12 protein-coding genes are annotated in these 14,807 nt (G+C 62.2%); 4 read left to right on the top strand and 8 right to left on the bottom strand.

Annotated features, from left to right (window positions below; genetic code table 11):
- Window position 1: 1 nt before the first annotated feature.
- The 3 genes from alaS to BJD99_RS19520 form a co-directional block, all read right to left on the bottom strand.
- Complete coding sequence (gene alaS, locus BJD99_RS19530) at window positions 2–2,671, bottom strand: alanine--tRNA ligase (RefSeq protein ID WP_084348797.1); 2,670 nt, start codon at window positions 2,669–2,671, stop codon at window positions 2–4.
- Window positions 2,672–2,740: 69 nt separating this feature from the next.
- Window positions 2,741–4,159, bottom strand: a complete 1,419-nt coding sequence (locus tag BJD99_RS19525; RefSeq protein ID WP_084348796.1) for a replication-associated recombination protein A — start codon at window positions 4,157–4,159, stop codon at window positions 2,741–2,743.
- A gap of 31 nt (window positions 4,160–4,190) precedes the next feature.
- Complete coding sequence (locus tag BJD99_RS19520) at window positions 4,191–5,360, bottom strand: kinase (RefSeq protein ID WP_084348795.1); 1,170 nt, start codon at window positions 5,358–5,360, stop codon at window positions 4,191–4,193.
- A 332-nt stretch (window positions 5,361–5,692) separates the two neighbouring features.
- On the opposite strand from BJD99_RS19520, the gene BJD99_RS19515 reads away from it, so the two are divergent.
- Together BJD99_RS19515 and BJD99_RS19510 are read left to right on the top strand one after the other, a co-directional pair.
- Window positions 5,693–6,331, top strand: a complete 639-nt coding sequence (locus BJD99_RS19515; RefSeq protein ID WP_256895927.1) for an RDD family protein — start codon at window positions 5,693–5,695, stop codon at window positions 6,329–6,331.
- A gap of 153 nt (window positions 6,332–6,484) precedes the next feature.
- Window positions 6,485–7,489 carry a hypothetical protein gene (locus tag BJD99_RS19510; protein ID WP_084348794.1) on the top strand — a complete coding sequence of 335 codons (1,005 nt, stop codon included), beginning with the start codon at window positions 6,485–6,487 and terminating at the stop codon, window positions 7,487–7,489.
- A 72-nt stretch (window positions 7,490–7,561) separates the two neighbouring features.
- Here the strand turns inward: BJD99_RS19510 and aspS are convergent, their stop codons facing one another.
- Window positions 7,562–9,370: an aspartate--tRNA ligase gene (aspS, locus tag BJD99_RS19505; RefSeq protein ID WP_084348793.1), complete on the bottom strand. Its 1,809-nt coding sequence runs from the start codon at window positions 9,368–9,370 to the stop codon at window positions 7,562–7,564.
- A gap of 161 nt (window positions 9,371–9,531) precedes the next feature.
- Here aspS and BJD99_RS19500 point away from each other — a divergent pair, with 161 nt between their 5' ends.
- Entirely contained in the window at window positions 9,532–10,461 is a 930-nt protein-coding gene (locus BJD99_RS19500) for a neutral zinc metallopeptidase (RefSeq protein WP_084348792.1), read from the top strand.
- A gap of 3 nt (window positions 10,462–10,464) precedes the next feature.
- On the opposite strand, the gene BJD99_RS19495 is transcribed toward BJD99_RS19500, so the two are convergent.
- Window positions 10,465–11,496, bottom strand: a complete 1,032-nt coding sequence (locus tag BJD99_RS19495) for an Rv2578c family radical SAM protein (RefSeq protein ID WP_084348791.1) — start codon at window positions 11,494–11,496, stop codon at window positions 10,465–10,467.
- A 140-nt stretch (window positions 11,497–11,636) separates the two neighbouring features.
- Between BJD99_RS19495 and BJD99_RS19490 the strand changes: the two genes are divergently transcribed.
- On the top strand, window positions 11,637–12,104 hold the full coding sequence (locus BJD99_RS19490; protein ID WP_084348988.1) for a DUF3237 family protein: 468 nt from the start codon (window positions 11,637–11,639) through the stop codon (window positions 12,102–12,104).
- A 4-nt stretch (window positions 12,105–12,108) separates the two neighbouring features.
- Here BJD99_RS19490 and BJD99_RS19485 read toward each other — a convergent pair whose 3' ends face one another.
- From BJD99_RS19485 to BJD99_RS19475, 3 genes are read right to left on the bottom strand one after another with little or no spacing between them, the layout of a single operon-like run.
- On the bottom strand, window positions 12,109–12,672 hold the full coding sequence (locus tag BJD99_RS19485; protein ID WP_256895925.1) for a hypothetical protein: 564 nt from the start codon (window positions 12,670–12,672) through the stop codon (window positions 12,109–12,111).
- A gap of 58 nt (window positions 12,673–12,730) precedes the next feature.
- Complete coding sequence (gene hisS, locus BJD99_RS19480; RefSeq protein ID WP_084348789.1) at window positions 12,731–14,002, bottom strand: histidine--tRNA ligase; 1,272 nt, start codon at window positions 14,000–14,002, stop codon at window positions 12,731–12,733.
- Window positions 13,999–14,697 (bottom strand): MBL fold metallo-hydrolase, encoded by a 699-nt coding sequence (locus BJD99_RS19475; RefSeq protein WP_084348788.1) that lies wholly within the window; start codon window positions 14,695–14,697, stop codon window positions 13,999–14,001. Before BJD99_RS19475 ends, hisS begins: the two co-directional genes overlap by 4 nt.
- Window positions 14,698–14,807: the final 110 nt, after the last annotated feature.

Below are 14,807 nucleotides of genomic sequence, written 5' to 3'. Positions count from 1 at the left end.
ATCAAGCGCCGACGAGTTCTGCGATCCGGGCACGCACAGCGGCCAATCCATCGGCAATACCGCTTGGATTCGATCCGGATCCCTGTGCGGATTCGGCTTTACCGCCGCCGCGTCCACCGATGGCCGGGCCGAAGCTGGCCACCAGTTCCCCTGCTTTCACACCCGCTTCCTGTGCGCCGGCGTTTGCGGTCACCACGAAGGGGACCTTCCCATCGACATCACCGATAAGGACCACAACCGCAGGTTCGGACCCGAGACGTCCGCGGACGTCGGCAGCGAGACCGCGGAGATCGTTGCCGCCAACGCCGTCGGGGGCGCGCGCTATGACTGCTCGAATGGGTCCCAGTCGTTCGGCACCTGCAGCGAGGCCGCCTGCCGAAGCGAGCACGGAAGCTGCCTTCACAGCCTCCAGTTCCTTCTCCGCCACTCGCAGCTTCTCCACCAGTGTTTCGATCCGGCCTGGCACTTCCTCGGTCGGAACCTTCAGTGAGGACGCGATCCCGGCGAGCAGGGCGCGTTCTTTCGCCAGGTAACGGTACGAATCCAGGCCGACGAATGCTTCGACTCTGCGCACCCCGGAACCCACCGACGACTCGCCGAGCAACGTGACCGGCCCGATCTGCGAGGTGTGTTGTACGTGCGTTCCTCCGCACAGTTCCATGCTGAACGGACCACCGATGTCTACGACGCGAACCTCGTCCCCGTAGTTTTCCCCGAACAGCGCCATCGCGCCCATGGCCTTGGCGCTGTCGAGGTCGGTAACCAAGGTGTTGACAGCGAGGTCGGCACCGATCGCGTCGTTCGCGACAGCTTCGATGTCGTGTCGCTGAGCCTCGGACAGTGCGCCCTGCCAGGAGAAGTCGAATCTGAGGTACCCGGGCTTGTTCAGCGATCCAGCCTGCGTCGCATTGGGGCCGAGGACCTGCCGCAGTGCCGCGTGCACCATGTGGGTTCCAGAGTGCCCCTGCGTTGCGCCCTTACGCCACGATGGGTCCACGTCGACGCGCACGACGTCGCCTTCGGTGATCTGACCCGATTGGACCGTGACCTTGTGCGTCCACACCTTCTTCGCGATCTTTTGGACGTCTTCCACGTCAGCGCTGAAACCCGGGCCACTGATCGTTCCGATATCGGCGATCTGTCCGCCCGATTCCGCATACAGCGGGCTGCGATCGAGAATGACCTCGACGGACTCCCCCGCTGTAGCCGTCGGGACGCGAACTCCGCCCGAGATCAGGGCAAGCACATTCGCCTCCGAGGACAACTCCTCGAAGCCGGTGAACTCCGTTGCCCCGAGGTCGACGAAGTCCTTGTAGACGGACAGGTCGGCGTGAGCATGCTTACGTGAACGTGCATCTTCCTTCGCGCGCTGACGCTGTTCGGCCATCAGCGACCGGAAGCCGTCCTCGTCTACGTTCAAACCTGCCTCCGACGCCATTTCGAGCGTCAGATCGATCGGGAATCCGTAAGTGTCGTGCAACGCGAACGCCTCGGCGCCGCCGATTGTCTTCTTTCCTGTCGACTTCACCGACTCCGCCGCTGTGTCGAACAGCTTGGAACCGGAAGTGAGGGTCTTGAGAAAGGCAGACTCCTCGCCGACCGAGACAGTGAGGATGCGATCGAAGCCGGTGACGAGCTCCGGGTACGACTGAGCCATTGTGTCGCGGACGACGGTGATGAACTGGCCCATGGTCCGGTCCGGCGCACCGAGCAGACGAGCCGAGCGCACAATTCTGCGCAACAGACGACGCAGCACGTATCCGCGCCCATCGTTGCCCGGGTTGACGCCGTCGGAGATGAGCAGCGCGGCGGTGCGCGCATGGTCTGCGATGACACGGAACCGGATGTCGTCCTCGTGGTTCTTGCCGTACGCCCGGCCGCTCAGTTCCTCGGCTTTGGCAATGACCGGACGAACCAGGTCGGTCTCGTAGACGTTGTCGACGCCCTGAAGCAGGAAAGCCACGCGCTCGACGCCCATGCCGGTATCGATATTCTGCTTCGGCAGCGGCCCGAGGATCTCGAAATCGTCCTTGCTGATTCCCTGACCGCGCTCGTTCTGCATGAAGACGAGATTCCAGATCTCGATATAACGATCCTCGTCGGCCTCCGGCCCACCGTCGACACCGTATTCGGGCCCGCGGTCGTAATAGATCTCCGAGCACGGTCCACAAGGACCGGGAATTCCCATCGACCAGTAATTGTCGGCCATCCCTCGACGTTGAATCCGCTCGTCAGGTATCCCGGCAAGTTCTTTCCACAGCGAAATTGCCTCGTCGTCATCCAGATAGACCGTCACCCAGATCCGCTCAGGATCGAATCCGTATCCGCCGTCGGCCACACTGCCGGTCAGGAGCGTCCAGGCATAGTGGATCGCTTCGCGTTTGAAATAGTCACCGAAGGAGAAGTTGCCGGCCATCTGAAAGAACGTGTTGTGCCGCGTGGTGATGCCGACGTTCTCGATATCGAGTGTGCGGACACACTTCTGAACACTCGTCGCCGTAGCGAACGGAGGTGTCTGCTGGCCCAGGAAGTAAGGAACGAACTGCACCATTCCTGCATTGACGAATAACAGGTTGGGATCGTCGAGCACCAACGAGGCACTGGCCACCTCGGTGTGGCCTGCCTTTACGAAGTGGTCGAGGAAACGCCTGCGAATGTCGTGGGTTTGCACCGGTACAGGTTAACGCGCCGCCGGTGCACCCCGTGTCATCACCACCATTTGCACGTCAACGCGTGCATGTCAGCGGCCACGCACGATGCGGCGTAGCTTGCCTACGCGAGTCGCGATCTCACGCTCCACACCATGATCAGTGGGCGCGTAGTAGTCCACACCCACCAATTCGTCCGGTGGGTACTGTTGCCGGAGAACTCCGCCTGAGTTGCTGTGCGGATACTTGTAACCCACCGCACTCCCGAGCGCTTCCGCCCCTTTGTAGTGCCCGTCCCGCAGGTGGGCGGGTACCTGTCCGGACTTGCCTGCTGCGACATCGGCCATCGCCGCACCGAGCGCAGCGATGACCGCACCGGACTTCGGTGCGGTAGCAAGGTGAATTGTGGCCTGCGCCAACGCCAATCGCGCCTCCGGCATGCCGATGAGCTGCACCGCCGTGGCAGCAGCCATCGCCGTCTGCAACGCAGTGGGATCCGCCATTCCGACGTCCTCGCTCGCATGCACGACAAGTCTGCGTGCGATGAATCGCGGATCCTCTCCGGCTGTGATCATCCGCGCCAGGTAGTGCAGTGCGGCATCGACATCGGATCCCCTGATCGACTTGATGAACGCACTGATGACGTCGTAATGCTGGTCGCCGTCGCGGTCGTACCGCACTGCCGCCTTGTCGACACTCGCTTCGACGGTGGCGAGGTCGAGTGTCGGTCCGGTAGCTGCCCCTGCCGCCGCCTCGAGCGCAGTCAACGCACGACGTGCATCGCCTGCTGCCAACCGGACCAGATGAGCCATCGCGTCGGCGTCGATCGAGACGGTTCCGTCCAGTCCCCGCGGATCGTCAGCGGCGCGAGTGAGCAGCAGTTCGATGTCTGCAGAACTCAACGGGTGCAGTTGGAGCACGAGGGAGCGGGACAGCAACGGTGAGACCACAGAGAAAGACGGATTTTCCGTGGTCGCGGCCACAAGAAGTACGATCCGGTTTTCCACGGCGGCCAGCAGAGCATCCTGCTGGGTTTTGGAGAACCGATGAACCTCGTCGATGAACAGGACGGTTTGCTCACCTGCCGTCAACCGGCGACGAGCCAGGTCGATGACTACTCGAACCTCTTTGACGCCTGCCGACAACGCTGACAATGCCTCGAACCTGCGACCCGTTGCTCCGGAGATGAGCGAGGCCAGCGTGGTCTTGCCGGTGCCGGGTGGGCCGTACAACATCACCGAAGATGCGCCTGAACCTTCGACGAGGCGTCGCAACGGGGCGCCCGGCGCGAGGAGATGCCCCTGTCCGACGACCTCGTCCAAATTCTTGGGGCGCATCCGCACAGCCAACGGAGCGTCCGGTCGGGCGTAGGACCGGCTCGGACGCGGCTCTTCGGCTGCGTCGATGTTCGCCGGACCTCGCTCACCGGGGTCAGGTTCAGCGGAGTCGAAGGTCTCGAACAGACCGCTTTCTTCTCCCTCGTCGAATCCAGCTCCGAAACTCATGCTCACCAGTCGAACGCTACCGAACTACGGGCGGAGTTCAGCGGTCCCACTTCGACCTCAGAGACGCCAGAACTTTCTCGGCGAAATCGGTCACTTCATGGTCGCCGGTACGTTGCGCCTGTTCGAAAAGGATTCGCCAACGCGATATGAGTGCCTCGGACCGTGGAACGGAGAGGTGATGCCGGCGCGCGGCGGCGATCCGCGTGTGGTCGTCGGGCAGAAACCAGTAAGTCGACATCCAGACCCAGATGAGCTGAGCATCGAGGATTTTCGATGCAAGGACCCGGTCGTCGGACAGCTGAGGCCAAATTCCGACAACCTCGGCTCGCCATGCGTCGACCATGGCTTGTGCACGCTCTGCCGAGAGGTCGAAATGGCACAGGCATCCGGGAGAGGACGCCAACGCGTACGTGATGTCGAGGGTGGCGTCTCGAAAGCCACCCCACTCGTAGTCGAGGAAGCGCACACCCTCCCCGTTGACGATTATGTTGTCCGGGCACAGGTCGGACGGGCTGAAGGCACGAAGCGCACCGTGCGCGAACAACCGCCCGCTTCGCTCCACCCGGTCCAGGACCCGTTGCGGAGTGTCCGTCATGCCGAGTTCTTCGGCGAGCATCTTGGGCACGGCAACAAGCGCTTTCGGTATCTGCTCCGAAATGCCATCAGCCGAATGCGGCAGCCCAACACGCCTGAGCAGCGCTGCGAAGTCGTCCTCTCGCCCAGCGGTGGCGGCGTGCATACGTCCGAGTGCTTGCGCCATGGCCATCAGCGAGTTGGTGACCGATGCCGAGTCTGAATGTTTGAGCAATGCAGTGATCGAACTGGCATCGCCTAGATCACTGAGAACGAGCAATCTTGCCCCCAGGTCGTAGGCCAGCAGGGCCGGCCCTGGCCGACTGTCGGTCGCGAGAGCCGTGGTGAATTGATACGACGCCGCCTCACGGAGAAAGGCCGACCTACCGCCGACCGTCTCGGCTTCACTGTGGAGTTCGGTGTCGGTTGCGGTATCTCGAACCTGCTTGATCACCAGGGTTCGAGGCAACTGAAAAGGATTCTCGGAAACTCGAACGCGAAGGACGATTGCCTGTCCACTGCCTCCGAGGTCGACGGGATCGACCAGGGTGACATGTGCACCGGTACGTCGGGTAAGCAGCTGCTCTGCAGCTGCTACCACCTCTGAGACAGGATCTGCCAATGTTGCGGTCATCGCGTACCAAGGTACCCGGTCTGTATGACAAACTATGGCGGCTCCGAGACGTCGAATCAGCTTGTTTCGGACTGACCTGGGGAATCGCCCGATACCAATTTCATCACGACAGGCATCGAACCGGACAGACCGGAAACAAGGGTATCGACACAGGTGGAACTTCCGGCGGTAGTACCTGGATCTTCGGAAAGAGCGATTCGCTTCGACACGTGCACTGCTCGACGCCACGTCAGGCTTGACACATCACAGCCGGTGGGGTTCGCTCACCCTGAAATTGCGTCAGTACGCGACGGCGCGTTCATGGATGAACAACGACTCGAAGGGGATATTTCGTGACCAACCCGCCCAATGATCCGCAGTACGGCGGCGTAGACCCGAATCAGCCGCAGTATCCGCAGAATCCGGGCAACAACTACCCACCGCCCGGCAACTACCCACCGCCCGGCAACTACCCGCCATCGGGGAACTACCCGCCACCCGGCAGTTACCCACCGCCGCCCGCCTCGGGTAATGCCGGGTACGGCCTCGGTTCTCAGTTGCCAGGAGGCGGCCGGCCAGGGGGCTTGGGAGCGCGGTTCGCCGCTCGCTTCATCGACGGCATCATCGTGGCCGTAGTGGCGCTCATCGTCTATGCAATCTCGCCGGACGGGTTCGTCGGGCAGTTCATTCTCGGCCTCGTCACCGCGGTTCTGGGATTCGCTTACTTCACGCTTCTCGAGTCGAGCCGCGGGCAAACGCTGGGCAAGCAACTGCTGGGTCTTCGCACCCTCGGCGCTGCAGGCGGCAACCCCACGCAAGCCGAAGCTGCGAAGCGCAATGCGTTTCTGCTGCTGAACATCGTTCCGGTTCTTGGTGGCTTGCTCGTTTTCGTCGCGTACATCGTCATTGCTGTGACGATCAACTCGAGCCCCATCAAGCAGGGCAAGCACGACGAGCTCGCCGGCGGCACTCAGGTGATCACGCTCAACTGAGCCGAGCCTGGATACAGAGGGAGCTGGCAAGGCGGATCCATCGGGAGAGTCCAGATGGATCCGCTTTTCAGTTTCACCGACCGACGGATACGGGTGTTCAGCCGACTCGAACGGCGCACAATGACCTGAAGTCCCTGAACAAGGAGAAATACCGTGAGCGAGAACCCACCGAACGGCCCGCAGTACGGCAGCACTCCCGACCCCGACCGACCAGACCTGGGGAAGTCTTCACAGCCAGGAGGCGGCAGCGACACCCCACCCGGCAGCACCCCACCCGGCAGCACCCCGCCTGGCAATTACCCACCTCAGGGTAACTATCCACCCCCCGGTAACTACCCACCTCCCGGTAACTATCCACCCCCCGGTGGGTACCCGCCTGGGGGCTATCCGCCACCGTCCGGTAACTACCCACCCCCAGCGGGTAACTACCCACCCGGGAACTATCCCCCGCCTCCCGGCAACTACCCCCCGCCACCCGGAAACTACGGGTCGCACGGGTCCGGATTCGGCGGTGGACTGCCCCCGACGCTCGACATCGGCGGGGCGATTTCCTTCGGCTGGAACAAGTTCAAGGACAACGCAGGCGTGTGGGTCGGTATCGTCCTCATCGCGGCAGTCCTTCAGCTGGTTATCAATCTGATCTTCGGCGGATTCGACACGTCCGGGGACTTCTCGTCGAGTTTCGATGTTCTGGGAATCATCGGCACGCTCGTCGGTGCGGTCGTGACATACCTGATCCAGGCTGCGATGGTTCGCGGTGCATTGCACGAGGTCGACGGAACCAAGCCCACGATCGGATCGTTCTTCCAGTTCGCCAATGTGGCAGCGATCATCATCGCCAGCGTGCTGATCGGGGTCATGACGACGATCGGTTTCGTGCTTTTGATCATCCCGGGCATCATCGTGGTGTTTCTGACCTGGTGGACTCTTCAGTTCGTGGTCGACCGCAACGAAGATGCGATCACAGCCATCAAGTCGAGTTTCAGGGCCATTTCGTCGAACGCGGGCCAGTTGTTCTTGCTTGCACTCGCACTCGTCGGAATCAACATTCTCGGCGCGATCCCATGCGGGCTAGGACTACTGGTGACCATTCCGATCACCATCATTGCCTCGACGTACGCCTACCGCATCGTGACGAGCGGACAATCGATCGCCTGAGCTTTCGGTAGAACAAGTAGAAGGACCCCGATTCTCTCGAGAGAATCGGGGCCCTTCTACTTGTGAATTCGACTATCGAGCAGCCGAAGGCTCATCCTTTTCGACCTGCGCGGATTCTTTCTTCTCCGGCTTGGCATCTATGCCGGATTCCTTACGCTGTTGCGGCGTGATCGGCGCCGGTGCGTCGGTCAACGGGTCGACGCCGCCGCCGGACTTGGGGAATGCGATGACCTCGCGGATCGAGTCGACTCCGGCCAGTAGTGCAGTGATCCGGTCCCAACCGAAGGCGATTCCACCGTGCGGTGGCGCTCCGTAGCTGAAAGCGTCGAGCAGGAATCCGAACTTCTCCTGTGCCTCGGCTTCTCCGATTCCCATCACCGCGAACACGCGTTCCTGAATGTCCTTGCGGTGGATACGAATACTGCCGCCACCGATTTCGTTGCCGTTGCAGACGATGTCGTATGCGTAGGCGAGCGCCGAACCTGGGTCGGTGTCGAAGGTCGCCATCGAGTCCGGCTTCGGCGAAGTGAAGGCATGGTGCACGGCCGTCCACGCCCCGGAGCCGACGGCAACGTCACCGCTGGCCGTCGCGTCGGACGTCGGCTCGAACAGTGGCGCATCGACGACCCAGACGAAGGCCCAAGCCTTCGGGTCGATCAAGTCGAGTTTGCGCGCGATCTCACCACGGACTGCACCGAGTAGTCCGCGCGAGCCTTTGATCGGTCCCGCGGAGAAGAAGATTGCATCACCGGGCTTGGCACCGACGTGAGCTGCGAGGCCGTCGCGCTCGGTATCGGTGAGATTCTTCGCTACCGGTCCACCGAGGCTTCCGTCCTCGCCGACGAGTACGTAGGCAAGTCCCTTGTGCCCGCGCTGCTTGGCGAATTCCTGCCATTTGTCGAGCTGCTTGCGCGGCTGTGATGCGCCACCCGGCATCACTACCGCTCCGACGTACGGCGCCTGGAATACCCGGAAAGTCGTGTCGGCGAAGAAGTCGGTGCATTCGACGAGTTCGATCTCGAACCGAAGGTCCGGCTTGTCGGATCCGTAACGCCTCATCGACTCGGCGTACGTGATCCGAGGAATCTTGTCGACGATCTCGTAGCCGACCAGTTTCCACAAGGCCGCGAGGATCTCTTCGGCCAGCAGAATGACGTCTTCCTGGGTGACAAAGCTCATTTCGACGTCGAGCTGGGTGAACTCGGGCTGACGATCGGCTCGGAAATCTTCGTCTCGGTAGCAGCGCGCGATCTGGTAGTACCGCTCGATTCCACCGACCATCAGCAGCTGCTTGAACAGCTGAGGACTCTGAGGGAGCGCGTAGAAGCTACCGGGCTGCAAACGTGCAGGCACGAGGAAATCCCGTGCACCTTCCGGCGTGGACCGCGTCAAAGTGGGTGTCTCGACCTCGACGAACTCATGGTGCGCAAGCACACTGCGCGCTGCAGCATTGACATGCGATCGCAGACGGATGGCGCTTCCCGGGCCCTGGCGACGCAGATCGAGGTACCGGTACTTCAGACGAGCTTCCTCGCCCGGCTGCTCATCGAGCTGGAACGGGAGCGGCGCACTCTCGGCGAGAACTTCGATCGCGGATGCGTCGACCTCGACGGCGCCGGTCGGAATCTCGAAATTCTGGTTACCGTCCGGCCTGGTCTCGACCTTGCCGGTCACCTTCACCACGTACTCCGCCCGTAGACGGTGGGCCTGTTCGGCAACGGCGCCTTCACGGAAGACGACCTGAGCGACGCCGGACGCGTCACGAAGGTCGATGAAAATGACACCGCCGTGATCGCGTCGCCGAGCAACCCAACCCGTCAGGGTGACTGTTCGGTCGACGTGCTCGGGTCGAAGTGAGCCGGCGAGGTGGGTGCGCAGCACGGGTTTCCTTTCACAAAATTTCACAAAGCGTGTTCGTCGGTAACCAATCCTACGGAGACACCTACGCCGACCGGAAACGCGATCCCACCACGGCGTGCGAAGCTAGTGCCCGACCACGACCGACAGCCCACAGAATTGACCCCGAAGAGAGGATTTCGGCGATGACCTTCAACGAGGGCGCTCGTATGCAACCTGGCCGGGTGTCGACCGGCGGGGGCGGTGGCGGGCGAGGCGGCAAGCTCGCTCTGGGCGGCGGCGCAGGAGGCCTGGTCATTCTGGTCTTGGCCCTGCTGTTCGGAGGAGATCCGGGGTCCGTTCTCGGTCAACTCAGCGGCTCTACCGACAATGCAGGTCAGTCGCAGGCAGGCGGCACAGTGGAGAACTGCGAGACGGGCGCCGACGCGAATGCCGCTATCGACTGCCGCGTGAGTTTTACCGTTGGCAGTCTCGACACGGTATGGGAATCCGAACTCCAGTCGCAGACCGGGGTTGCGTATGTTCAGCCGGCCGTTGAGCTGTTCACCGGTTCGATCAGCACGGGCTGCGGCAACGCCACCAGTGCCGTCGGCCCGTTCTATTGCCCGGCCGACTCGACGGCCTATTTCGACTCGAGCTTCTTTCAGGTTCTCGTCGATCAGTTCGGATCCAGCGGGGGGCCTCTGGCAGAGGAATACGTGGTGGCGCACGAGGTCGGTCACCATATTCAGAATCAGCTCGGCGACATCGGTCGCGCGCAGGCGGATCCACAGGGCCCGCAGTCAGGTGCTGTCCGGGTCGAGCTGCAAGCCGATTGCTACGCAGGGGTCTGGGCGAATCATGCTGCGACGATTCCCGCGCAGGACACCGGTGTTCCCTTCCTTGCTCCGTTGACCGACACCGATATTCGCGACGCCTTGTCCGCAGCGTCCTCGGTCGGCGACGATCGGATACAGCAGGCGTCGAGTGGGCGGGTCAATCCGGAGGGTTGGACCCATGGGTCGTCCGAGCAACGACAGAAATGGTTCCTCGCGGGTTATCGGACGGGCGAGGTCGCGGCCTGCGATACGTTTTCGGCGCGAGATCTGCTCAACCCTCCCGCGCTCACCCGGTGACGATCAGAACAACGTGAGGGCAGCGACCGGTACGGATAGTTTCGATACTGTCCCTGCCGGAGTGTTCTCCGGCAGGGACCGAGTGTCCTCGGGTGCAAATCCGTGTCGGACGAGCAGCGGGTCGATTCGTTCGCGAAACCATCTCGTGTACTCGGGTGTGACGTACGCACCGCGACCGTATAGCTGCCGATACCGCCGGACCAAGGCAGGGTGTTGCTCGGCCAGCCAGGACATGAACCAATCCTTGGTCGTGGACCGCAAGTGCATCGGCATCGCGGTCACCGAAGTGGCGCCTGCCTCTGCCAACGCCTCGAGCAGTCCGTCGAGCTGCTTGGCTCCGTCGGTCAGGAACGGGATGACCGGTGCCACCATTACGGCACACGGCAAACCTGCCTCCCGAATCGAACGGATCAGATCCAGCCGGGCCCGCGGACTCGGAGTCCCTGGTTCCAATTGCTTCTGCAGATCCGGGTCGTGGATAGCGAGGCTGATACTGATGCGCACGTCCACCTCGCGAGCCGCGAGCGTCAGCAGTGGTAAGTCACGCCTCAGCAACGTGCCTTTGGTCAGAATCGAGAACGGTGTACCGGACTCCGTCAGCGCTCGGATGATGCCCGGCATCAGCCGGTAGCGGCCCTCTGCGCGCTGATAGGGATCGGTATTGGTTCCCAGCGCAACCGGTTCACACTTCCACGATCTGCGTGAGAGTTCCTTGCGGAGCACCGCAGCAATGTTGGTCTTGACGACGATCTGCGAATCGAAATCGTTGCCGGAGTCCAGTCCGAGATATTCGTGTGTGGGGCGGGCGAAGCAGTAGCGGCACGCATGCGAACAACCGCGGGCAGGGTTGATCGTCCAGGTGAACGGTAGCGAGGCATCACCGGAAATCTTGTTCAATGCGCTCTTGCACAGCACCTCGTGGAAGGTGATGCCGTCGAACTCCGGCGTTTGCACACTGCGCACCAGGCCTGCACGTTCCAAACCCGGTAGCGCGTCCGCGTCGGCAGCGTCGAGTGTCTGTCCTGCCCATCGCATGCACATAGTCGAACATTTGTTCTAGAACATGTCAAGATGCAACGAGGCGAATGACTTTCACGCTGCGGCACAGCGCATACGCACAAGCGCCGAAGGATAGCGTGTACCCACTGCCCGAATCAGAAGGAGCGTTCCTCGACGTGACTGCACCGAATATCCCGACCCTCGAACCGATCCTGCGACTCGGTGTGACTCTCGGAGTTCCGATCGACATCGGTGGTGTACCCACGGGAGAACGAGTCGTCATCCCCGTTCTCGGCGGCGCGGCGCCCGGACCGGACATCGAAGGCACACTGGCAGGCACTTCGTCCGTCTTCGGGTTGACACGATCGGATGGCTGCACCGAGTTCAGCGCCGAGCTCACACTCGAACTGACGATGGGAGGATATCTTTCGCTGTCGTACCGTGGGCTTCAGTTCGGCCCGGCCGACGTCATCGAGGCCTTGGGAGGGACCGAGGAAGTCGATCCGGCCACGTACTACTTCCGCGGAACTCTGAGCATCGCGACCTCGGTGCCGCAGTTCACCTATCTCAACCGTGCACTGGTGGTGACATCCGGCTCACGATCGGCCGAAGCTGTTGTGCTCGACGCATTCCTGGTGACCTGACCCGTCAGCTCGGCAGTTCGGCGACTTCGCGATCGGTCAAAGTGGCTAGCGGAGTTCTTCCCGTCGAGCGGACCAGCTCGATGGCTCGAAACAGGGGCCGCTCGTGCAGGCCCGCGTCGCGCGCTTCTGCCTTGAGCTGATCGACCAGAACCGATGCGATCGCCGCCGCCGGTACCAACTCGGTTGTCCAGAGCGCGTCGGCGAGCTTGCGCAAGGACAGGATCGGCAGCTCTCGGCCACCGCCCTGGGTGTAGAGCGCGAGCGCGATCGTGACGCGAGAGTTGCCGTCGTACAACCGGAGAGAGACGTTGTCGATCCGAGCGGTCCGCACCTGAATCTCGGCTGTGACGACCTTCGGCACCGACAGCTGCTTCGTCCCGAATCCGCCGCGGACATGAATAGTATTGCCGCTCAACCATATTCTACGCCGCAGCACTATCCACGTCGACACCACCGTCGGCACCACGACAATGGCTCCGAGTACGACTGCCACAACCACGGGCAGGAAGAAGCTCGCGATGATCGCGAGCAGGATCGCGACTACTACTGCGCCGGCCATGATTTTCATCAGCCGTGGTCTGATGAATTCGACTGGGACCAAATCGAGATCGACGTGATCCGAGCCGTCAGTCGGCAAGACGGGCCTCGAGATGATCGACGACGCCGTCCAGCGAAACCTGCTGCTGTTCACCGGTGGCAAGTTCTTTGACAACGATGGACGTCTCGGCAAGTTCTTTGTCGCCGAGTACCAAAGCGAAGCGCGCTCCCGACCGATCCGCTGCCTTCATTGCTCCCTTCACGCCACGATTTCCGTAGGCCAGGTCGACGCTGATTCCCTTTTTCCGCAACTCCCCCGCGATGGCTACGATCTTCGCTTTCGCTTCCAGACCGAGCGGAACTCCGAAGACTGCGCATCGGGCGGAAGCACCTGCCGATTTGCCCTCGGCTGCGAGCGCGAGCATCGTACGGTCGACGCCGAGCCCGAATCCGATACCTGAAAGCTCCTGGCCACCCAGCTGCACCATGAGGCCGTCGTAGCGGCCCCCGCCGCCGATTCCGGACTGGGCACCGAGGCCGTCGTGCACGAATTCGAATGTGGTCTTCGTGTAGTAGTCGAGCCCTCGCACCATGCGCGGATTGACCACGTACGTAACTTTCATCGCGTCGAGGTGGGCGAGCACCTCATCGAAGTGCGCCTTGGCGGAATCGGAAAGATGATCGAGCATCAGCGGCGCGTCGGCGGTCATCTCGCGGACTTCCGGCCGCTTGTCGTCCAGCACACGTAGCGGGTTGATCTCCGCGCGGCGTCTAGTGTCCTCGTCGAGCGGCAGGGCGAACAAGAACTGCTGCAGCAGCTCTCGGTATTGCGGGCGACAGGTGTCGTCACCGAGAGAGGTGATCTCGAGCCTGAAGTCGGTCAGCCCGACACTACGAAACCCGGTGTCGGCGACGGCGATCACTTCGGCGTCCAGAGCTGGATCGTCGACGCCGATCGCCTCGACTCCCACTTGTTGCAGTTGACGGTAGCGACCGGCCTGCGGCCGCTCGTAGCGGAAGAAGGGTCCGGCATATGCCAGCTTCACCGGAAGTGCCCCTCGATCGAGGCCGTGTTCGATGACCGCGCGCATCACCCCGGCAGTGCCTTCCGGCCGCAGGGTGACCGATCGGTCCCCTCGATCGGCGAAGGTGTACATCTCCTTGCTGACCACATCGGTCGACTCGCCGACGCCGCGGGCGAAGAGGCCGGTGTCCTCGAATATCGGCAGTTCGATGTGCCCGTACCCCGCATTTCGCGCTGCGGTCAGTAGCCCCTCTCGAACAGCGACGAACTCGGCGGAGTTCGGCGGAAAGTAGTCGGGAACACCCTTGGGTGCAGAGAAGGTCGTCGGCTTGCTCACGAGTGCATATTTCCTTGTTCGGGACCGGACAGTCCAACGAGAAACGGATTGGACGCGCGTTCTTGGCCGATGGAGCTCTGGCCGCCATGTCCGGGAAGGATCACGGTGTCGTCGGCCAGCGGTAGCAGAGACCGGCCTATCGAGCGGAGTAGCTGATCATGATCACCACCGGGGAGGTCGCTGCGGCCGATCGAACCGGCGAAGAGAGTGTCCCCGGTCAAAGCAATGGACACATCCCCGTCCGGCGCATCGATCGTTGTCGTGAATACCACCGAACCCTGAGTGTGGCCCGGCGTCCGCAGTACGCCGAACGTGATTCCTGCGAGTTCGAGAGTCATTCCGTCCTCGAGATCGAGCACCTCGTCCGGCTCGTGGAACTCGGCGTCACCCAACATTGCAGCCAACGCCGGCCCGGTCCCTCGAATCGGATCCGAGAGCATGTAGCGGTCCTCTGCCTGGATGTATGCGGGGATCCCGAACTTTCTGCAGACGGGTTCCACGGACCATGTGTGATCGAGGTGTCCATGAGTGAGGAGCACGGCGACCGGCGTCGTATTCGAGGAGTTCAGAAACTCGAACAGGGGCTCTGCCGCATCCTGACCGGGATCGACGACGACGCATTCTTTTGCCCCGTCCTGGGCGAGGATGTAGCAGTTGGTCTGAAACATTCCCGCCGGGAATCCGGTGACGAGCACAGCTGTAGCTCCTAGATCGGTCTGGCACGGTCTTTTCTCCAGCCTAGTTGCACGGCGTCCACACTGGCATCGCCAGTGCCTGGCGCTGCGCGCCTGCGGTGCCCGTCAGA

Source organism: Rhodococcus sp. 1163 (assembly GCF_002091985.1).
GTDB lineage: Bacteria > Actinomycetota > Actinomycetes > Mycobacteriales > Mycobacteriaceae > Rhodococcoides.
The sequence above is the reverse complement of the archived record's forward strand: the minus strand, read 5'-3'. Positions and strand labels throughout refer to the sequence as shown.